20 protein-coding genes are annotated in these 18784 nt (G+C 63.3%); 14 read left to right on the forward strand and 6 right to left on the reverse strand.

Annotated features, from left to right (window positions below; translation table 11 throughout):
- The first annotated feature begins 16 nt into the window (after positions 1-16).
- Positions 17-358: a hypothetical protein gene (locus AB5Y80_RS20750; RefSeq protein ID WP_010675652.1), complete on the forward strand. Its 342-nt coding sequence runs from the start codon at positions 17-19 to the stop codon at positions 356-358.
- 70 nt (positions 359-428) lie between these two features.
- Here AB5Y80_RS20750 and AB5Y80_RS20755 read toward each other — a convergent pair whose 3' ends face one another.
- Positions 429-866, reverse strand: a complete 438-nt coding sequence (locus AB5Y80_RS20755) for a PACE efflux transporter (protein ID WP_039040541.1) — start codon at positions 864-866, stop codon at positions 429-431.
- 124 nt (positions 867-990) lie between these two features.
- Here AB5Y80_RS20755 and AB5Y80_RS20760 point away from each other — a divergent pair, with 124 nt between their 5' ends.
- Positions 991-1872 carry a LysR family transcriptional regulator gene (locus AB5Y80_RS20760; RefSeq protein ID WP_010675650.1) on the forward strand — a complete coding sequence of 294 codons (882 nt, stop codon included), beginning with the start codon at positions 991-993 and terminating at the stop codon, positions 1870-1872.
- A gap of 8 nt (positions 1873-1880) precedes the next feature.
- Here AB5Y80_RS20760 and ygfZ read toward each other — a convergent pair whose 3' ends face one another.
- The gene (gene ygfZ / locus AB5Y80_RS20765) at positions 1881-2792 is read right to left on the reverse strand and encodes a tRNA-modifying protein YgfZ (RefSeq protein ID WP_199770525.1); all 912 of its coding nucleotides are present in this window, start codon (positions 2790-2792) and stop codon (positions 1881-1883) included.
- Positions 2793-2905: 113 nt separating this feature from the next.
- Here ygfZ and AB5Y80_RS20770 point away from each other — a divergent pair, with 113 nt between their 5' ends.
- A complete protein-coding gene (locus tag AB5Y80_RS20770) occupies positions 2906-3175 on the forward strand; it encodes a succinate dehydrogenase assembly factor 2 (RefSeq protein WP_041213909.1) in 270 nt (89 codons plus the stop codon).
- 58 nt (positions 3176-3233) lie between these two features.
- Positions 3234-3605 (forward strand): protein YgfX, encoded by a 372-nt coding sequence (locus AB5Y80_RS20775; RefSeq protein ID WP_368173492.1) that lies wholly within the window; start codon positions 3234-3236, stop codon positions 3603-3605.
- A 120-nt stretch (positions 3606-3725) separates the two neighbouring features.
- On the opposite strand, the gene nadB is transcribed toward AB5Y80_RS20775, so the two are convergent.
- Entirely contained in the window at positions 3726-5333 is a 1608-nt protein-coding gene (gene nadB / locus AB5Y80_RS20780; RefSeq protein ID WP_048208412.1) for an L-aspartate oxidase, read from the reverse strand.
- A 181-nt stretch (positions 5334-5514) separates the two neighbouring features.
- On the opposite strand from nadB, the gene rpoE reads away from it, so the two are divergent.
- The 10 genes from rpoE (at position 5515) to pdxJ (ending at position 14379) form a co-directional block, all read left to right on the forward strand.
- Positions 5515-6096 carry an RNA polymerase sigma factor RpoE gene (gene rpoE, locus AB5Y80_RS20785; protein WP_010675645.1) on the forward strand — a complete coding sequence of 194 codons (582 nt, stop codon included), beginning with the start codon at positions 5515-5517 and terminating at the stop codon, positions 6094-6096.
- Positions 6097-6118: 22 nt separating this feature from the next.
- Positions 6119-6706 (forward strand): sigma-E factor negative regulatory protein, encoded by a 588-nt coding sequence (locus AB5Y80_RS20790; protein ID WP_041211670.1) that lies wholly within the window; start codon positions 6119-6121, stop codon positions 6704-6706.
- Positions 6707-6727: 21 nt separating this feature from the next.
- On the forward strand, positions 6728-7708 hold the full coding sequence (locus tag AB5Y80_RS20795) for a MucB/RseB C-terminal domain-containing protein (protein ID WP_010675643.1): 981 nt from the start codon (positions 6728-6730) through the stop codon (positions 7706-7708).
- A 90-nt stretch (positions 7709-7798) separates the two neighbouring features.
- Positions 7799-8260, forward strand: coding sequence for a SoxR reducing system RseC family protein (locus tag AB5Y80_RS20800; protein ID WP_010675642.1), 462 nt, complete (start codon positions 7799-7801; stop codon positions 8258-8260).
- A 159-nt stretch (positions 8261-8419) separates the two neighbouring features.
- Positions 8420-10213, forward strand: coding sequence for a translation elongation factor 4 (lepA, locus tag AB5Y80_RS20805; RefSeq protein WP_010675641.1), 1794 nt, complete (start codon positions 8420-8422; stop codon positions 10211-10213).
- 3 nt (positions 10214-10216) lie between these two features.
- Positions 10217-11140: a signal peptidase I gene (gene lepB, locus AB5Y80_RS20810; protein ID WP_010675640.1), complete on the forward strand. Its 924-nt coding sequence runs from the start codon at positions 10217-10219 to the stop codon at positions 11138-11140.
- Positions 11141-11812, forward strand: coding sequence for a ribonuclease III (rnc, locus tag AB5Y80_RS20815; RefSeq protein WP_010675639.1), 672 nt, complete (start codon positions 11141-11143; stop codon positions 11810-11812). It abuts the gene before it with no gap.
- 61 nt (positions 11813-11873) lie between these two features.
- Positions 11874-12773: a GTPase Era gene (gene era / locus AB5Y80_RS20820; RefSeq protein WP_010675638.1), complete on the forward strand. Its 900-nt coding sequence runs from the start codon at positions 11874-11876 to the stop codon at positions 12771-12773.
- Positions 12774-13484: a DNA repair protein RecO gene (gene recO, locus AB5Y80_RS20825; protein ID WP_039040537.1), complete on the forward strand. Its 711-nt coding sequence runs from the start codon at positions 12774-12776 to the stop codon at positions 13482-13484.
- A gap of 157 nt (positions 13485-13641) precedes the next feature.
- A complete protein-coding gene (gene pdxJ, locus AB5Y80_RS20830; RefSeq protein WP_010675636.1) occupies positions 13642-14379 on the forward strand; it encodes a pyridoxine 5'-phosphate synthase in 738 nt (245 codons plus the stop codon).
- Positions 14380-14520: 141 nt separating this feature from the next.
- Here pdxJ and AB5Y80_RS20835 read toward each other — a convergent pair whose 3' ends face one another.
- The 3 genes from AB5Y80_RS20835 to barA all read right to left on the reverse strand — a co-directional run bounded on the left by AB5Y80_RS20835 (position 14521) and on the right by barA (position 18714).
- Complete coding sequence (locus AB5Y80_RS20835; protein ID WP_368173476.1) at positions 14521-15411, reverse strand: N-acetylmuramoyl-L-alanine amidase; 891 nt, start codon at positions 15409-15411, stop codon at positions 14521-14523.
- Between the two features lie 32 nt (positions 15412-15443).
- On the reverse strand, positions 15444-15929 hold the full coding sequence (locus tag AB5Y80_RS20840) for a DUF1456 family protein (protein ID WP_010675634.1): 486 nt from the start codon (positions 15927-15929) through the stop codon (positions 15444-15446).
- 64 nt (positions 15930-15993) lie between these two features.
- Positions 15994-18714 carry a two-component sensor histidine kinase BarA gene (gene barA, locus AB5Y80_RS20845; protein WP_266136323.1) on the reverse strand — a complete coding sequence of 907 codons (2721 nt, stop codon included), beginning with the start codon at positions 18712-18714 and terminating at the stop codon, positions 15994-15996.
- Between the last annotated feature and the right edge of the window lie 70 nt (positions 18715-18784).

The following is an 18784-nucleotide window of genomic DNA, read 5'->3' on the forward strand; positions in this document are numbered from 1 at the left end:
CTACGTAAGGAAATGTATGACCCAACAGAATGAGCAGCAGAGAAACCGCATGTTGAGCCTGTTGCGTGAAGGGGAGCGCCGCATGCTGGTGCAACTGGCCGGTCTGCTGCGTACCAGTGTCGACGAGATCAATGCGGAGCTGGAAAAAGAGGAGCTGTTGTCGGCGTTGGAGCAACCCATCACGGTGGAGTACCTCAACGGCGTGGTGCAGCATCATCTGTTCGAGCGCCTGCACAAGGGGGACATGGTGGCGGCCCAGCGCATGCTGAACCAGTACCAGAGCGACCTCGAAGCCATGATGCGCCAGGAAACCAGGCAGGACGATACCCCGCCGGAAGAGGTCAAGGCCCAGGCCTGACCCCGCGAGGCCCTCTTCAGCACCATCATGCCATCGCATGATGGTGCCTCGCCCTTACCCCTCGAATCGCTTATCCCAGCGCCTTCTGCACCTGTCCCATGGGAATGGGGAACACCTTGTCGTAGCTCCAGTTGTAGACGAAGGCATAGACCAGGTAGAAGAGCACGAAGCCCATATCCAGCACCAGCGCCTCCAGCAGGCCGATGTCGAGCCACCAGGACATCACCGGCAGGGCCACGATCAGAAGGCCCCCCTCGAATCCCAGGGTGTGCAACACACGCTGCCACAGCGCCTTGTGGGTGTGGCCCTGATAGCGCAGCAGCAGCTTGTCCACCCCGATGTTGTAGACATAGTTCCAGACGGTGGCGACCACCGAGAAGAACAGGGCCAGGGGGCCCATGTGGTTGAGCCCGACGCCGGTCACCCAGCTGGCCAGCGGGGCGGCGATCAGCAGGCCAATCAATTCGAAGCCGATGGCGTGGCGCAGGCGGTCACGGGTCGTACGCATGGTCTGTCTCTCTCTTTGATCAGGGAATGGCGGCAATGTATCGCCAAAACCAGATAGATTCACGTTAGTATCTATCGCTAAAATAGATAGATGTGACGACACAACAGCACGGCGGAGCAGGCTCATGACCCCTTCACTGGAACACTTCAAGGCATTGCTGGCGACGGCCGAGACCGGGTCGTTCTCGGCGGCGGCGCGCAGGCTGGGCAAGGCCCAGTCGGTGGTGAGTGCCGCCATCGCCAACCTGGAGATCGATCTCGGCCTTGCGCTGTTCGATCGCAGCGGCCGCTATCCCGTGCTGACCGAGGCGGGGGCCCGCATCTGTCAGGAGGCGGGGGTGCTGCTGGCCCAGAGCGAGCGACTGCAGGCCATCGCCGGCGAGCTGGCCAACGGCGTCGAGTCGCGCCTCACCCTGGCCATCGACGATGACTCCCACCTGCCCTGGCTTGGTTCCCTGCTGGAGGAGTTCGCCAGCCGCTACCCGGCGGTGGAGCTGGAGCTGCTGTTCCCGCTGATGGAGGACGTGACCGAGCTGCTCAAGAGCGGCCGCGCCCAGCTCGGCATCAGCTATCAGAAGGCGCACCCCGAGCGGGAGCTGGTCTCCCGCTCCCTGGGGACGGTCACCATGCCCCTGGTGGTCTCTCCGGATCACCCTCTGGCCCACAAGACGCCGTTGAAGGAGAGCGACCTGCAAGGGGCTCGCCAGTTGATGGTGACCGGACGGCGGGAGGGGACGGAGCGCCATCGCTTCCGCCTCTCGGCGCAAGTGTGGTGGGTGGAGGGGGATCTCGGGATCCTGGAGCTGGTGAAACTGGGGCTGGGATGGGCGGCGGTGCCCGAGTTTCTGCTGCACCGGCCCCTGGCGCGGGGGGAGCTGGTGGTGCTCAAGCCGGACTTCATCGCCGAGGCGGAACTGGCGCTGGAGTTGCAGTGGTATCGCGCCCGCCCGCTCGGGCAGGCGGGGCGCTGGTTGCAGGAGGCACTGCTGGCGCGGGTGCCTCGCTAGGGGGGGATTCAGTCGATCAACGCATAGGGCAGGGGCTGCAGACTGAGGCTGGAGCCCTCTTCCAGCTTGAGGCGGAAGCGGGCGTCGGCCTCGGTATCCTTGGGCAGCACGGCGGTGAGCCACACCTGACCCTGCTGCTGCCAGGCATTGAGCACCAGACCGCTGCGGCGCCAGTTGTCACCGAGCTGGATCTCCAGGGTGTCACCGCTGGCCACCTGCGTTGCGGCGGTGCCGCTCAGCACGAAGAGGGCGCGGTTGTTGGCGCCGCGATACTTGGCGCGCGCCACCGTCTCCTGCCCCATGTAGCAGCCCTTGTTGAAGCTGATGCCATCAAGGGCTTGCAGGTTCAGCATCTGGGGGATGTATTCCCCCTGATGGACAGCTTCCAGATGAGGGAGACCGGCTTTGATTTCCAGCCCCCACCAGAGTCCTTCGTCGCCCACCGGCAGGTTCAGGGCCTGCGGGGATGTGCTCGCCAGCAGCCAGCGGTCCGCCTCCACCCTGACTGCCATGCCGCCCTCCACCAGGCCGGTGCCGGTCAGCGCGAAGTGTTGTGCCATCCAGTCGTCCGTCCCCTGACCGGCCAGTCCGGTCAGGCTGCCCTGAAACTCGCCAATCTCGACCTTGGCAAAGATCGCAAACTTCTTGAGCTCCGGCAGCTGGCGGGCCAGCACCGAGGGCTTGGTCAGCATCAGCAGGCTGTCTTCCAGGCAGAGCAGGCGAAAATCGCTCCACAGCTTGCCCTTGGGATCGCAGTGGCCGCCGAGGGTGCTCTGGCCCGGTTGCAGGGCGTTGACGTCGCAGGTGACCTGACCTTGCAGATACTTGGCGCGATCCGGGCCGCCGAGGCGGGTGATGGCCAGATTGGTCAGGGAAAACAGGGTCGGCTCGGCAGGAAGAAGAGGGGTCGGCAGGCTCACGATGGGATTCCAGAGACAGAAAGTATGTGACCTGCATGGTAAAGACGTAAGGAATGTTTGTCAGCCGGAAAATCCTGCTGCTACCATTCCCCGGTCTTTGTAAGGAGAGTTCCATGTTGAACCCAAGTGAGAAGTCCCGCCTGAAGTGGGCCTGCCGTCGCGGCATGCTCGAGCTGGATGTGATCTTTATGCCCTTCTTTGAGCACGAGTTCGATGGCCTCGGCGAGGCCGAACAGCGCACCTTCATCCGCCTGCTGGAGTGCGAGGATCCCGAGCTGTTCCGCTGGTGCATGGGTCACGGCGTGCCCGAGGATCCCGATTTTGCCGCCATGATCCCCCTGATCCTCGAGCGCAACCAGGCCCGCCACGACAGCCTGCGCTGAGCCCGACTCGCGACCGCCACCCCTCATGGCCAGCCTCGCGTCTCCCCAGCGGGTAGTGATGCCCGTGATCGCCTCCCGCCATCAGCGTCTGCTGCTGTGCATCCTGTTTCTGTTGCTGCTCTTGCCCGTCGCCAGCCTGATCCAGGGCTGGCAATGGGGGCTGTTCCTCCCTGTCTGGGGGCTGAGTCTGTGGCGCGCGTTGCGCCGCCATCCGGCGGCGAGCGGCGTGCTCGTCTGGGATGGGGAGTGGCTCGAGTGGCAAGGGGGGCGCCATCGGCTGGATCCCCGCAGCCGCATCCTGCCCGGGGTGCTCTGGTTGCGGCTGAAGACGGTGGAGGGCTCCGAGGGGCAGCTCTGGCTCTTCTCCGATGCCCTGGCCCCTGCACACTACCGCGCCCTGGCCCGCGCCATCCACCTCGCTGTCCGCTAGGGGCGTCTCTCTCTACCTGCCACATCTGCCGCTCATAGCAGATGACCCCGCCTGGGCGGGGTCATCTGGGGGAGGGCATACGCCCGAATCGAACGCAACGGCCTTATTCCTGATCCGGCGTCATTCCCGATCCGGGGTCAGCACGGTCGGCTTGGAGTCCGGCTGCATGTCCGGATAATCCAGGTTGTAGTGCAAACCGCGAGACTCCTTGCGCTCCAGGGCGCAGTTGACGATGAGCTCGGCCACCTGCAACAGGTTGCGCAGCTCCAGCAGGTTGTTGGAGACCCGGAAGTTGGCGTAGTACTCCTGCACCTCCTGCTTGAGCAGATCGATGCGACGCTTGGCCCGGGCCAGGCGCTTGTTGGTGCGCACTATGCCCACGTAGTCCCACATCATCAGCCGCAGCTCGTGCCAGTTGTGCTGGATCACCACCTGCTCGTCCGAGTCATCCACCTGGCTCTCGTCCCAGGCCGGCAGGCTGGGGGGCGCCACGCTGGTGGGCAGCTTGGCCAGGATGTCGGCTCCCGCCTGGTGGGCATAGACCACGCATTCGAGCAGGGAGTTGGAGGCCATGCGATTGGCGCCGTGCAACCCGGTATAGGTCACCTCGCCGATGGCATAGAGGCCGGGGATGTCGGTCTGGCCGTTGTTGTCGATCATCACGCCGCCACAGGTGTAGTGGGCCGCCGGGACGATGGGCATCGCCTCCTTGGTGATGTCGATACCGACCGCGAGGCAGCGCTCATAAATGGTCGGGAAGTGCTTGATGATGAAATCCGCCGGCTTGTGGCTGATGTCCAGATACATGCAATCCGCCCCGAGGCGCTTCATCTCGTGGTCGATGGCGCGGGCGACGATGTCCCGCGGGGCCAGCTCGGCCCGCTCGTCAAACTCCGGCATGAAGCGGCTGCCGTCGGGGCGGCGCAGATAGGCCCCCTCGCCACGCAGCGCTTCGGTCAGCAGGAAGTTGGGGTCGTCCGGGTGGAACAGGCTGGTGGGGTGGAACTGGTTGAACTCCAGGTTCGCCACCCGGCAGCCGGCGCGCCATGCCATGGCGATGCCATCGCCGGAGCTTACATCGGGGTTGGAGGTGTACTGGTACACCTTGGAGGCCCCGCCGGTGGCCAGCGCCACGAAGCGGGCGCGGATCACCTCGACCTGCTCGGCGTTGCGATTCCAGACATAGGCTCCCAGTACCTTGTTGCCCGGCAGACCCAGCTTGCGGGTGGTGATGAGATCGACCGCGTTGAAGCGCTCCATCAGCTGGATGTTGGGGTGGGCGCGCACCTGGTCGATCAGGGTGAGCTGCACCGCCTTGCCGGTGGCGTCGGCCGCGTGGAAGATGCGGCGATGGCTGTGGCCCCCTTCCCGGGTCAGGTGATAGTGGGATTCCCCCTCGGCATCCTCTTCCTGATCGAAGGGGACCCCTTGCTGAATGAGCCACTGGATGGAGTCGCGGGCGTTGCGGGCGGTGAACTCCACCACCGCCGGGTCGCACAACCCGGCGCCGGCGTTGAGCGTGTCGCTCACGTGGGATTCGATGCTGTCGGTCTCGTCGAACACGGCAGCGATGCCTCCTTGCGCATAGAGAGTGGCCCCCTCACTGATGGGCCCCTTGCTCAGAACCAGGACTTTGGCCTGGTCTGCCAATCGCAACGCGAGGGACAGACCGGCGGCACCGCTGCCAATGATGAGTACGTCGCAAAGGTATTCAACACTTGCTTTCATAAGTATCATTGGCCTGGATTAAGAACTGGCCCCATGGTAGCCCAAGGGGGGTTGTGATGCAGCCCGCATCACATTTTTTTCAATGCAAGCGAACTTTCCCTGATTCCTCCTGTCTGAACTTGTGCGCTTAGAAGGGGCCGGAAAAGAAAAACGATAACCTGATGGGGGTTTTACGGCTCTGATGAGCGACCAGAATCTACTGGACGAACAGCTGGTTGAACGGGTCCAGCGTGGCGATAAAAATGCATTCAACCTGTTGGTACGCAAGTACCAGCACAAGGTGGTCAACCTGGTGGCCAGGTATGTCAACAATCCGGGCGATGTACCGGATGTGGCGCAGGAGGCCTTTATCAAGGCCTACCGTGCGTTGCCGACATTCCGTGGCGAGAGCGCGTTTTACACCTGGTTGTACCGGATCGCCGTCAACACGGCCAAAAACTACCTGACGTCACAGGGGCGCAGACCGCCCAGCAGTGATGTCGAAGCGGACGAGGCTGAATATTATGGTGGTGGTGAAGCCCTGCAAGAGGTGGCCACCCCGGAAAACCTGGCGCTGACCGACGAGATCAAGCGTACTGTGTTTACCGCCATAGAAGCCTTGCCAGAAGATTTGAGAACGGCGATCACCCTTCGTGAAATGGAAGGGCTGAGCTACGAGGAGATTGCGGAGATCATGGATTGCCCGGTGGGTACGGTGAGATCCCGCATCTTCCGGGCGAGGGAAGCAATCGATAAAAAGCTGCAACCTCTGATCGAGCATTAACTGGGGAAAGACAGGCAAACTTATGGCAAATAAAGAGCAACTTTCAGCCCTGATGGATGGCGACCTCAGCGAAATCGAGGTACTGAACGAGCTGGGAACGGATCCCGCTCTGCAGGATACCTGGTCGCGTTACCATCTGATCGGTGATGCCATGCGGGGTGACCTGCCGGTCAATCTGCAACTGGATCTCAGCGACAGCATCATGCTGGCGCTGGAGGATGAACCCGCCATACTGGCGCCCAAGCCGGCACAGCCTGCTGCGCCCCAGGTGCAGCCCGCCGGCAAGGTGATCCCCTTCGTTCGCCGCTTTGGCCAGCAAGTGGGGCAGTATGCCATTGCCGCCTCCGTGGCTGCCGCCGTCATCTTCGGCGTGCAGCAGTACCAGGGCAAGGATGGTGTGCCGACCAGCCCGGTGCTCAATACCATACCCGTGGGTGGCAGTGCTGCGCCGGTGAGCGTGCACTATCCCCAGGATGGCAGCCGGACCGGTGTGCGTCAGCAAGGTCTGAGCGAGCAGCAGATGCAGGAGCAGCGCGAGCGCATCAATGCCTTCCTGCGCGACCATCAACTGCAACAGCGTCTGCTGCAAGACAAGCAGATTCAGGAATAACGCATTTTTAGGGATCAGATCGTGCGCCAGTCCAGCCGTATCCTGCTGGCCTCTCTCCTGTTGATTTGTGCCAAGGCCTCGGCCGACGATCTGTCGGCCGAGGCCTTGTTGCAGCAGATGCAGAGTGCCGTTTCGCAACAAAACTTCGAATTGTCCATGGTCAAGGCCCGCCAGGGGCGCCTCGAGCCTATCCGTTTCAGCCACGGGATCATCGATGGCAAGGAGGTGGCTCACCTGAGCTATCTCGACGGCAAGGCCGTGGAGTTCCTGCAACGCCAGAACGAATACACCTTCTTCGAAAACACCCATGAACCCTACACCCTCAAGGGGGCGCGTTTCCCCGGGGTCTGGTCGAGCCTGGTGAGGATGCCGCTGCCCCGGGTGATGGAGAGTTATGACCCCGTGCTGGCGGGCCGCAGCCGGGTGGCCGGCCTGGTGGCACAAGTGGTACGGCTGGTGCCCAAGGAGGCGGACAAGTACGGCTTCGTGCTCTGGATTGACGAACAGAGCCATCTGCTGCTGCGGGTGGACATGGTGGATCGAGAGGGCAATCTGGTGGAGCAGGTGCTGGGGGTGGATCTGGACAGGCAATCTGCGCCGGCCCCCTGGCTGGTCACCCTGGCACGCAGCAAGCTGCCGGATGCGCTGGCGCTGGAAGATGCCTATCCCGCTCCCCAGCAGACTCTCAACTGGCACCTGACCTGGTTGCCCGATGGCTTCAAGGTGCTCTCTCAGGATCGGCATCAGCTGGTCAGCACCAGTCTGCCGGTGGATTATATGATGCTCTCCGACGGGCTGGTGGATCTCTCCGTCTACGTCTCCCGGGTCGATCCCAAGCAGGCGGTGCGCCAGCAGTTGATTCGCCAGGGGGCCACCTCGCTAGTGAGCTTCGTCAACGAGGTCGGGGTGGAGATCACCGTGGTGGGCGAGGTGCCCGCCGAAACTGCCAAGCGCATCGCCGAGGCAGTGCAGCCCCTGGCTCGCAACGAGGCGGTGCAGTGAGTCTTTGCCGTGAGACTTGCCCTGAGGGTGCCGCCGTGCTGAGATCTGGAGCATCCACCGCCCCCTGTGAGGAGTCATCAGGTGAGTAACATGAGTGAAGAGCTGGCCACAGTAGTGGCCATCGACGGTAATCACGCCTGGGTGGAGTGCGAGCGGCGATCCGCCTGCAGCGGTTGCCACCAACAATCCAGCTGCGGGACCGGCACCGTCGCCAAGGCCTTTCCCATGAAGGCGCAGCGGCTGCGGGTCGCCCTCACAGGTGATGTGGCGGTGGGCCAGCAGATCCGCCTGGGCATCCCTCAGGCCAGCATCCTGCGCGGTGCGGCTCTGGTGTACGTGCTGCCGCTGTTCTGCCTGCTGCTGGGCGCCCTGCTCGGCCAGCTCTGGCTGGCGCCGCTCTTGTCGGCGGGAGAGGGGGTGACCATCCTCTGCTGTCTGCTGGGCGGCGCCATCGGATTTTTACTGGTTCGTTACTTTTCTGACCGGCTCGAGCAGGGGGAATACGGTCCCCGCATGCTCGGGGTGGTGCTCAATACCCGTCATCTCTCTTGAGGGGCCGGGTCTGGCGGAGGGCATCCAGGTGCCCAACGCCCGCCAGACAAGGCGCTATTTGTGGGGCCCGCCGACTAAAGATTGGCCGTCGACCGGGTTATCCAGTAAAATCCTGCCCTCATATCCGACCCTAACTTAATTTTGAGTGATTCTTGCTCGATGAAACACATTCGTAACTTTTCGATTATTGCGCACATCGACCACGGTAAGTCGACCCTGTCGGACCGTCTGATCCAGACTTGCGGCGGCCTGTCCGATCGCGAGATGCAGGCCCAGGTGCTGGACTCCATGGATCTGGAGCGCGAGCGCGGCATTACCATCAAGGCACAGAGTGTGACCCTGAACTACCAGGCACAAGACGGTAACACCTATCAGCTGAACTTTATCGACACCCCGGGCCACGTGGATTTCTCCTACGAGGTTTCTCGCTCCCTGGCTGCCTGTGAAGGGGCACTGCTGGTGGTGGATGCCGGTCAGGGGGTTGAGGCACAGACTCTGGCCAACTGCTACACCGCCATGGAAATGGATCTGGAAGTGGTGCCGGTGCTGAACAAGATTGACCTGCCGGCCGCAGAGCCCGAGCGGGTTGCCGAGGAGATCGAGGACATCGTCGGCATCGACGCGGTGGACGCGGTGCGCTGCTCCGCCAAGACCGGCCTCGGTGTCGATCTGGTGCTGGAAGAGATCGTCGCCAAGATCCCGTCCCCGGAAGGGGATCCGGAGGCGCCGCTGCAGGCGCTGATCATCGACTCCTGGTTCGACTCCTACCTCGGGGTCGTGTCGCTCGTGCGGATCAAGAACGGTTCCCTGAAAAAGAACGACAAGATCAAGGTGATGAGCACCGGTCAGGTATGGGGTGTGGATCGCATCGGTATCTTCACGCCGAAGCAGGTGGACACCGACGGCCTGGGTTGTGGCGAGGTAGGTTGGGTCGTCTGCGGCATCAAGGACATCCACGGTGCGCCGGTGGGGGATACCCTGACCCTGGCCAAGCACGGTGCCGAGAAGGCGCTGGCCGGCTTCAAGAAGGTGAAGCCCCAGGTCTATGCGGGCCTGTTCCCCATCTCCAGCGATGACTACGAGTCCTTCCGCGATGCGCTGGAGAAGCTCTCCCTCAACGATGCCTCCCTGTTCTACGAACCGGAGAGCTCCACGGCGCTGGGCTTCGGCTTCCGCTGTGGCTTCCTCGGGATGCTGCACATGGAGATCATCCAGGAGCGTCTGGAGCGTGAATACGATCTGGATCTCATCACCACAGCGCCGACCGTGGTCTACGAGATCGAGCTGAACGATGGCTCCACCATCCACATCGACAGCCCGGCCCAGATGCCCGCCATCAACAACATCAAGGAGATGCGCGAGCCCATCGCCGAGTGCCACATCCTGCTGCCGCAGGAGTACATGGGCAACGTCATCACCCTCTGCATCGAGAAGCGCGGCGTACAGACCAACATGGTCTACCACGGCAAGCAGGTGGCGCTGACCTACGAGATCCCGATGGCGGAAGTGGTGCTCGACTTCTTCGACCGTCTGAAGTCCACCAGTCGCGGCTACGCCTCCCTGGACTACGGCTTCAAGCGTTTCGAAACCTCCGACATGGTCCGTCTGGACATCATGATCAACGGCGAGCGGGTCGACGCCCTGGCCATCATCACCCACAAGGAGAACGCCCAGTATCGCGGTCGCCAGGTGGTGGAGAAGATGCGCGAGCTGATCCCGCGCCAGATGTTCGACATCGCCATCCAGGCCGCCATCGGCAACCAGATCATCGCCCGCAGCACCGTCAAGGCATTGCGTAAAGACGTCACCGCCAAGTGCTACGGTGGTGACGTGAGCCGGAAGAAGAAGCTGCTGAACAAGCAGAAAGAAGGCAAGAAGCGGATGAAGTCCCTGGGCCGTGTGGACGTGCCGCAAGAGGCCTTCCTCGCCATTCTCCACGTCGGAAAGGATTAATCGATGGCAAGCACCTTTTCCCTGATCCTCGTCGTCGTCACCCTGCTGACCGGCATCATCTGGACGCTCGACAAGCTGGTCTGGGCCAAGCAGCGGGCGGCCAAGATTGCCGCCGCCCGTGCCAATGCCGGTCCGGATGTGGACGAGAAGACACTGGCCAAGGTGGCCCCCATGCCTGTCTGGATCGAACAGACCGGCGGGGTTTTCCCGGTGATCGCGCTGGTGCTGATCCTGCGCTCCTTCATCTTCGAGCCGTTCCAGATCCCGTCCGGCTCCATGATGCCGACCCTGCTGGTGGGCGACTTCATCCTGGTGGAGAAGTTTGCCTACGGCCTCAAGGACCCGGTGACCAACACCAAGTTCCTCGAGACCGGCGAGCCGAAGCGCGGTGATGTGGTGGTCTTCAAGTATCCGCTGGATACCCGGGTGGACTACATCAAGCGGGTGGTCGGCATGCCCGGCGATCGGGTCATCTATCGCAACAAGGAGCTGATGATCCGGCCCAAGTGCGATGAGCAGGAAGGGAAAACGTGCCCCGGCTTCCAGAAGCTGGACGTCAAGTTCGAGCAGCGCGGCGAGTTCAGCCAGATGGGGATCCCGCTGGATCGCTACACCGAACAGCTGGGTGATGTCTCCCACGAGACCTTGCGCAACCCGCTGATGCCGGACCTGGTGGACCGCTACTATCGCCAGCCCGGCACCTACCCCGACGAGTGGGTGGTGCCGGAAGGCCACTATTTCGTGATGGGTGACAACCGCGACAACAGCACCGACAGCCGTTTCTGGGGCTTCGTGCCCGAGCAGAACCTGGTGGGCAAGGCGGTCGCCATCTGGATCAGTTTCGAATTCGAGCGCGAGGAAGGGTCCAGCTTGCCGAGCTGGGTGCCGACCGGTGTGCGCTTCAACCGCATTGGCGGAATCAAGTAAATGAATATCAAGATGAACAGACTGCAGTCCCGTCTCGGGCATGTCTTTCAGGATCCTGAGCTGCTGACCCGGGCTCTGACCCATCGCAGCGCAGGGTCCCGTCACAACGAGCGCCTGGAATTTCTGGGGGACTCCATCCTGAGTCTGGTGATTGCCGATGACCTCTTCCACCGCTTCCCGCAGGCGGCGGAAGGGGATCTCAGCCGGATGCGCGCCACCCTGGTGCGCGAGAAGACGCTGGCCGAGCTGGGCCGGGAATTCGACCTCGGGGATCACCTGATCCTGGGGCCGGGGGAGCTGAAAAGCGGCGGTTTTCGCCGCGAGTCCATCCTGGCCGACACCGTCGAGGCGGTGATCGGCGCCATCTATCTGGACACGGATCTGGAGCGGGTGCGCAGCCTCCTGCTCGGCTGGTATGCCAGCCGCCTTGGCGAGATCAAGCCCGGGATCGAACAGAAGGATCCCAAGACCCGTCTGCAAGAGATCCTGCAGGGCAGCCGCAAATCCCTGCCGACCTACACGGTGACCAACGTCAAGGGCGAGGCCCACAACCAGGAGTTCACCGTCCAGTGCGAAGTGGATGGGCTGGATGGCCCCCTGGTCGGGATCGGCTCCAGCCGCCGCAAGGCCGAACAGGCCGCGGCGCAGCAAGCACTGGAACGGCTGTCATGAGCATCATGACGGATCCGGCACTGTGCGCTCTTTTCACTCCATCAGCATTGGGAACGCGGTCATGACAGATACCACCTATTGCGGCTTTGTCGCCATCGTGGGCCGCCCCAACGTGGGCAAGTCCACCCTGCTCAACAAGTTGCTCGGCCAGAAGGTCAGCATCACCTCGAAGAAGCCCCAGACTACCCGTCACCGGATCCTGGGGATCGACACCGAGGAGAACCATCAGACCATCTATGTGGATACCCCGGGTCTGCACATCGAGGAGAAGCGGGCCATCAACCGCCTGATGAACCGCGCCGCCACCAGTTCCCTGGGGGACGTGGCCATGGTGGTGTTCGTGGTGGACGGCACCCACTGGACCAAGGATGACGAGATGGTGCTGGGCAAGCTGCGCCACCTCAAGTGCCCCGTGGTGCTGGCGGTCAACAAGATCGACAACGTCAAGGAGAAAGAGGATCTGCTGCCGCACCTCGAGTGGCTGGGTCAGCAGATGAACTTTGCCCACATCCTGCCCATCAGTGCCGAGAAGGGCACCAACGTGGAGAAGATCCGCGAGTGGGCCAAGGATCTGCTGCCGGAGAACGTCCATTTCTTCCCGGAAGATTACGTGACCGACCGCTCTTCCCGCTTCATGGCCTCCGAGATCATCCGCGAGAAGCTGATGCGCTTCACCGGCGAGGAGCTGCCCTATTCGGTGACAGTGGAGATCGAGCGCTTCAAGGTCGAGGAAAACGGTCTCTACCACATCCACGGGCTCATCCTGGTGGAGCGCGAAGGCCAGAAAAAGATGGTCATCGGTAACAAGGGCGAGAAGATCAAGACCATCGGCACAGAGGCGCGCATCGACATGGAACGGCTGTTCCAGAACAAGGTGCATCTCGAGCTGTGGGTCAAGGTCAAGTCCGGCTGGGCCGACGACGAGCGGGCCCTGCGCAGCCTCGGGTATGGCGACGACTGATTGCTGACCCCGGCTTTCGTCATCCACAGTCGGCCCTATCGGGAGACCAGCCAGCTGGTCGAGGTCTTCACCCAGGATAGCGGTCGATTCACCCTGGTGGCTCGCGGTTCCCGCGGGCCACGCTCCTCTCTGAAGGGGCTGCTTCAGCCCTTCACCCTGCTCACCATTGCCTGGCGCGGCAAGGGGGATCTAAAGAACCTCACCCAGGTGGAGTGCCCGGATCACTCGTTGCGCCTCGGCGGGGATCGTCTCTTCTACGGCCTCTATCTCAACGAGCTGGTCTACTACCTGCTGGAAGCGCACACCCCCTTCCCCGAGGTGTTCGACGCCTATGCCCGTGCCATCATGGCCCTGGCGGACGGCGAGACCCCGGAGCTGCCCCTGCGCCGCTTCGAGTTCCTGCTGCTGCAGGCCCTGGGCTACGCGGTGGACTTCGAATATGCCGCGGACGACGACTCCCCCATCGACCCTACCCTGCTCTACGGCTTCGAGCGGGAGCTCGGCTTTGTCGCTTGCGAGCGGGCGCCGGATCCCCGTACCCTGTTCCTCGGCGCCCACCTGCTGGCCTTCGCCGAAGGGCGTTTCGACACGCCTCCCTTGCTGCAGGCGGCCAAGCGTTTCAGCCGGCTGGCGCTGCAGCCCTATCTCGGCAAGCGTCAACTGAAGAGCAGGGAGCTCTTTTTGAAGCGAAAAGGCAGTGTTTCAAGCTGATTTTTATTATCTGGTGATGTTTTGTGTTTATGACATCGCCTTTCATGAACAATAATGCTGTCGCCGTGGCCATAACCGGGCTGCGACGGCACATGGACAGAGGGGCGGGCACCACCCGCTCCGGCATTCACAGATGACCTGTATCAAGGAGTAAGCAATGAGCGAGATCTACCTGGGTGTGAACATCGACCATATCGCCACCCTGCGCAACGCCCGCGGCACCCAGTATCCGGATCCGGTACAGGCCGCCTTCGTGGCCGAGCAGGCCGGTGCCGATGGCATCACGGTCCACCTGCGGGAAGATCGCCGCCACATCACCGACCGGGACGTGGAGATCCTGCGCCAGACCATCCAGACCAGGATGAACCTGGAGATGGCGGTGACCGAGGAGATGATCGGCATCGCCTGCCGCATCAAGCCCCACTTCGTCTGCCTGGTGCCGGAGAAGCGCACCGAGGTGACCACCGAGGGTGGTCTGGACGTGGCGGGCCAGCTGGACAAGGTGACCGATGCGGTGACCCGTCTTGCGGCCGTCGGTGCTCAGGTATCCCTCTTCATCGATGCGGATCCGTTGCAGATCGATGCGGCCGCCGCGAGCGGTGCTCCCTTCATCGAGATCCACACCGGCCGCTACGCCGATGCCACCACGGATGCCGAGCGCAACGCCGAGTTCAAGCGCATCGCCGCCGGTGCTTCCTACGCCGCTGGCAAGGGCTTGAAGGTCAATGCGGGCCACGGTCTGCACTATCACAACGTCAAGGCCATCGCCGCCATCCCCGAGCTCTATGAGCTCAACATCGGTCACGCCATCATCGGCCGCGCCGCCTTCGACGGTCTGGCCAAGGCGGTCAGCGACATGCGTGCGCTGATGCAGGAAGCCCGTCAGGGGATCTGATGCCGCTTCGCAGGTATGAAAACCACAAGGGACGCTTCGGCGTCCCTTGTGGTTTTCAGGAGTGGAAGGCGGGGTGAACCCCGTGCTCATCTGGCATGGGGCCGGGCATCCGTGTGCAGAGGGGGAAAGGGAAGGGGCGTCTCAGCCTGGTTCCGGGAAGTAGCGCTCCAGCAGGGCGGTGAGGATGGCCTGGCACTCGGCATCCGGCTCGCCGGTGACCAGGGCGGGGCGAAAGTGAAGCTGGAAGGCGCGCAGGACGGCGCGGCTCTGCTCATCCCAGGCGCCGTGCTGGGGGAGGCCGTAGCCGTAACGGGCAAGCTGCTGCTGCCATTGCAGCGCATCCCAGGGGATGAGCTGCGTCTGGCGCAGCTCGGCCACCCGGGCCTCGTCGGGCCAGGCGCCGACACCGTAGCGCAGGGCGAGCTCGCGCCAGGGGAACCGGGGGCCGGGATCCTGCTTGCGCTCGGGGGCGACATCGCTGTGGGCCAGCACCTGGGTGGGGGGTATCTGGTAGCGTTCGACCAGATCCCGGGCGAGTGCGCCGAGGGCGGCGGTCTGGGCAGGAGGATAGGGTTGCCAGTGTCTCAGATGGGCGGGCAGGGCCGCGTCTTTCTCGTCATACCCGAGATTCACTATCTCGATGCCGAGCGAACTGGCGTTGAGCCCGGCGTAGTGATGCCAGCGACTGCGTCCGGCGTGCCAGGCCCGCTGGCTGTCGGGCACCAGCTGGTAGACCGGGAACGGTTGCTCGTCGGTGTCGCGGGGGATCAGGTAGTGGGCGCTCACCTTGTGCTCCGGTTCGGTCAGCAGGCGCAGGGAGCGGGCATCCTCTTCATCCGTGTAGTGCAGGATGAGAAAGGCGATGCGCTCGTTCTGGCTGGCGCTCTGATGCTCCTGATTGAGCCGATAGGGTGCAGGCTGGCAGGCGCCGAGCAGCAGGATGAGGGGCAGTGACCAGAACCAGCGCGCCGCGAACCGACACGCACCGCCACTCGCCGACGGGCGTGGAGTCAGCAGGCGGCGCCAGCCCATGGTCTAGCCTCGCACCTGGCCGGAGGCGGTCATCAGGGCCCGGGCCTGTATTTGGCGGTGAGGCCAATCAGGAAGTTGCGCAGGATCTGATCCCCGCAATCCTGATAGTGCTTGTGATCCCTGGCGCGGAACAGGGCGCTCAGCTCGGACTTGGAGAGGTTGAAGTTCGCGAGCTTGAGGGTGCCCAGCATCTCCTCTTCCTTGTAGTTGAGGCCGATGCGCAGCTTGCGCAGGATCAGGTTGTTGTTGATCCGGTTCGGGATCACCTGGGGCGGGGCATCTTCTCGCACACCGCGGCGCAGGGCGATGAAGCCGTCGAGGAACTGGCTCAGTGCCGAGTCCGGGCAGGCGGCGAAGCCCGCTTCCTGTGCCTCGCCCTCTTCGGCCTCTTTCATCAGCCAGCCGTGCAACTGGGCATGGGTGATGGCCAGATTGCCCTTGGCAAAGATCTCGACCATCTGGTCGTTGCTGATGCTGAGGGCATAGCGCAGGCGGCGCAGAATATCGTTGTTGGTCATGTTGACTCCTGTGGAAACGGTGCAGATGTTACCACCTGCCGCCTGTCCAGTCAGAAAAAGCGCCTCAGTCGGTCAGGGCCAGGTAGCGGGGGGCCTCTTGCCTCACCTGCTCCAGAGCATCCTGCAGCTCCAGCAATTCGGGCTCCAGATCGCTCACGGCGACCCCGTCGCGCAGCTGCTGCTCGAGCTGGGAGAGCAGGCGTTGCAGACCCGGCACCCCGGAGTAGGCGCAGCCACCGTTGAGGCGGTGGAGCTGGGCCAGCACGTCTGCATCGTCGACACTCCCTTCCAGCGCCGCCGCCAGGATGGGCTCCACCTCGTCGAAGCTGGCCAGCAGCATGGTCAGCATCTCCCGGGCGAGGGCCGGCTTGCCGGCGGCCTGACGCACGGCGAGGGGCCAGTCTATCTGCTGATCCCCGTGATTCTGGTGCCGCCGGTGGGCGAAGTCGGTGATGAGCTGCGCCAGCATCCCCTCGTCGATGGGTTTGGCCAGGTAGTCGTCCATGCCCTGGCGAATGAGGCGCTCCCGCTCACCGGGAATGGCATGGGCGGTGACCGCGACGATGGGGGTCTCGGTGTTGAGGGAGTAGTGGCGGATCGCCTGGGTGGCGCTGATGCCGTCCATGACGGGCATCTGGATATCCATGAAGATGATGTCGAACGGCTGGCTCTGGGCCAGGTTGACCGCCTCCTTGCCGTTCTTGCACACCACCACCTCAGTCACCATCTCCTTGAGCATGGCGGCGATGAGCTTGAGGTTGGCGGCGTTGTCATCCACCGCCAGCACCTTGACCGCCTGCACACTGCGCGGCGTCGGCGCGGGCAGGGGGGCACGGCGTACCGCCTCGGGGGAGAGCAGGGCGTGCAGCAACTTGCGATGGTTGATGGGCTTGGAGAGGCAGTGGACGGCGCCGTGGGCCAGCATGGCGTCGTAGAGGGCCGGCTCGTGGCTGCTGAGCAGCACTATGGTGTTCTGCTGGCCGTCCAGTCCGTCGAGACGGGCAATCACCTGCTGCGGGCTGTGCAGGGTGCTGCTGCCGATGAGCACCATGTCCTGGCTGCTCATCGGGGGCCACTCCTCGTCCACCGTCAGGGAGTGCACATCCAGGTGCCACTCTCCCAGCAGGGCGAGCAGGGAGGCGTGAGTAAAGGGATCCGGCTCCAGCAGCCAGACCCGCTTGCCCTGGATGCGATCCAGCGGAAGCCGCTCGCTCTGGGGCAGGGGCGAGACATCCAGATCCAGGTGGAACGAGAAGACCGACCCCTTGCCGAGTTCGGATTCGAAGCGGATCTGGCCCCCCATCTGCTGCACCAGCTTCTGGGTGATGACGAGCCCGAGCCCGGTGCCCCCATAGCGGCGGGAGATGGAGGAGTCTGCCTGGTTGAAGGCCTGGAACAACTGGCGCTGCTGCTCTTCCGAGATGCCGATGCCGGTATCGCGAATCAGCACCCGCAGGCGCACCTTGTTGCCGCTGGATTCCCCGGTCTGTTCGACACGCACGTCCACGTTGCCACGCTCGGTGAACTTGATGGCGTTGCCGGTGAGGTTGGTGAGCACCTGCTGCAGGCGCATGGGGTCGCCGGTGAGGTAGTCCGGCACGGCGGCATCCACCTGGAGGGAGAGTTCGAGCTGCTTGTCGTGGGCGCTCGGCCCCAGCAGGTGCATGGTCTCGTTGAGGGTGTCCCGCAGACTGAAGGGGATGTGCTCGAGCTGCAACTTGCCCGCCTCCAGCTTGGAGAAGTCGAGGATGTCGTTGATGATCCCAAGGAGGTTGCGCGCCGACTTCTCGATGGTCTGCATGTAGTCGGTCTGACTCGGGGTCAGGCTGGTCTTGAGCAGCTGGCGGGTGAAGCCGATGACCCCGTTGAGAGGGGTGCGCAGCTCGTGGGACATGTTGGCGAGGAACTCGGACTTGACCCTGGCCGCCTCCTGGGCGCGCTTCTTCGCCATGTCGAGCTCGACGTTCTGGATCTCGATCTGTTCGAGGGTCTCCCGCAGATCCGACGTCGCCTGATCGATGTTCTGCTGCATCTCCTCGTGATATTCGGAGAGCGCCTTGGCCATGGCGTTGATGCCGTTCTTGAGCATGTCCAGCTCGCCGGTGAGCTGGCCGCTGACCCGGGTATCGAGCCGCCCCTCCCTGATCCGGTGCACCGCCTGCACCATGTCGGTGATGGGCTGGGTCACGCTCTTGACCAGACGGAAGCCGAACAGGGCGCTGATGGCCAGCCCGATGAGCACGATGATGACCGCGAAGAAGGCGTCGCGGTACTGCAGGACGATGGCCCTGTCCGTGGCGAGTTGCATGGAGATGTAACCGATGACCGGCGGCTCCAGATCGCTTGGCAGCGGGAAGCCGTCCAGGCTGGTCTCTGCCTGGATGGGGGTGCGCAGTATGATGTCATCGCCGTTGACGGAGACGCTGGTCAGGGCCGGGATGACGCTGCCGTCCGGCAGACGAAGCTGGCTGAAGTCCCTGTGGTAGTTGGACGTCACGAACAGCTGGTTCTCCTGGGTGAAGACGGCGATGGACTTGATGAAGGGCGAGTTCTTGCGATGGGTGAGCCCGATCAGCCGCTTGAGGGATTCGCGGCTGTGCTGTGTCATGCCGTATTCGCTGGCGATGGCCAGGGGCTCGATGATGTTGATGCCCTGATCGATGAGGTTGTTTTCCAGCTGCTGATAGCGGTGGAAGGTGAAATAGCCGGCGATGAGGCCGCCGATGATGAGGGTCGGCAAGATGGTGAAGGCCAGCACCCGGGCCCTGAGACCGTACTTGGTCATGCCGCCGACCCGCCTTTCGCAAGAGAAGCCATGACCCGGGGCGCATGCAGGCACCGGGGTCGGGCAGGCA

This window comes from Aeromonas sp. R2-1, from assembly GCF_040908425.1.
GTDB classification, from domain to species: Bacteria; Pseudomonadota; Gammaproteobacteria; order Enterobacterales; family Aeromonadaceae; genus Aeromonas; species Aeromonas caviae.

Coding starts and splice junctions, on each gene's coding strand:
- AB5Y80_RS20750 (WP_010675652.1), top strand. CDS start 17: ATGACCCAACAGAATGAGCAGCAGAGAAACCGCATGTTGAGCCTGTTG.
- AB5Y80_RS20755 (WP_039040541.1), bottom strand. CDS start 866: ATGCGTACGACCCGTGACCGCCTGCGCCACGCCATCGGCTTCGAATTG.
- AB5Y80_RS20760 (WP_010675650.1), top strand. CDS start 991: ATGACCCCTTCACTGGAACACTTCAAGGCATTGCTGGCGACGGCCGAG.
- AB5Y80_RS20770 (WP_041213909.1), top strand. CDS start 2,906: ATGTTGAACCCAAGTGAGAAGTCCCGCCTGAAGTGGGCCTGCCGTCGC.
- AB5Y80_RS20775 (WP_368173492.1), top strand. CDS start 3,234: ATGCCCGTGATCGCCTCCCGCCATCAGCGTCTGCTGCTGTGCATCCTG.
- nadB (WP_048208412.1), bottom strand. CDS start 5,333: ATGAAAGCAAGTGTTGAATACCTTTGCGACGTACTCATCATTGGCAGC.
- rpoE (WP_010675645.1), top strand. CDS start 5,515: ATGAGCGACCAGAATCTACTGGACGAACAGCTGGTTGAACGGGTCCAG.
- AB5Y80_RS20790 (WP_041211670.1), top strand. CDS start 6,119: ATGGCAAATAAAGAGCAACTTTCAGCCCTGATGGATGGCGACCTCAGC.
- AB5Y80_RS20800 (WP_010675642.1), top strand. CDS start 7,799: ATGAGTGAAGAGCTGGCCACAGTAGTGGCCATCGACGGTAATCACGCC.
- lepA (WP_010675641.1), top strand. CDS start 8,420: ATGAAACACATTCGTAACTTTTCGATTATTGCGCACATCGACCACGGT.
- lepB (WP_010675640.1), top strand. CDS start 10,217: ATGGCAAGCACCTTTTCCCTGATCCTCGTCGTCGTCACCCTGCTGACC.
- rnc (WP_010675639.1), top strand. CDS start 11,141: ATGAATATCAAGATGAACAGACTGCAGTCCCGTCTCGGGCATGTCTTT.
- era (WP_010675638.1), top strand. CDS start 11,874: ATGACAGATACCACCTATTGCGGCTTTGTCGCCATCGTGGGCCGCCCC.
- pdxJ (WP_010675636.1), top strand. CDS start 13,642: ATGAGCGAGATCTACCTGGGTGTGAACATCGACCATATCGCCACCCTG.
- AB5Y80_RS20835 (WP_368173476.1), bottom strand. CDS start 15,411: ATGGGCTGGCGCCGCCTGCTGACTCCACGCCCGTCGGCGAGTGGCGGT.
- AB5Y80_RS20840 (WP_010675634.1), bottom strand. CDS start 15,929: ATGACCAACAACGATATTCTGCGCCGCCTGCGCTATGCCCTCAGCATC.
- barA (WP_266136323.1), bottom strand. CDS start 18,714: ATGACCAAGTACGGTCTCAGGGCCCGGGTGCTGGCCTTCACCATCTTG.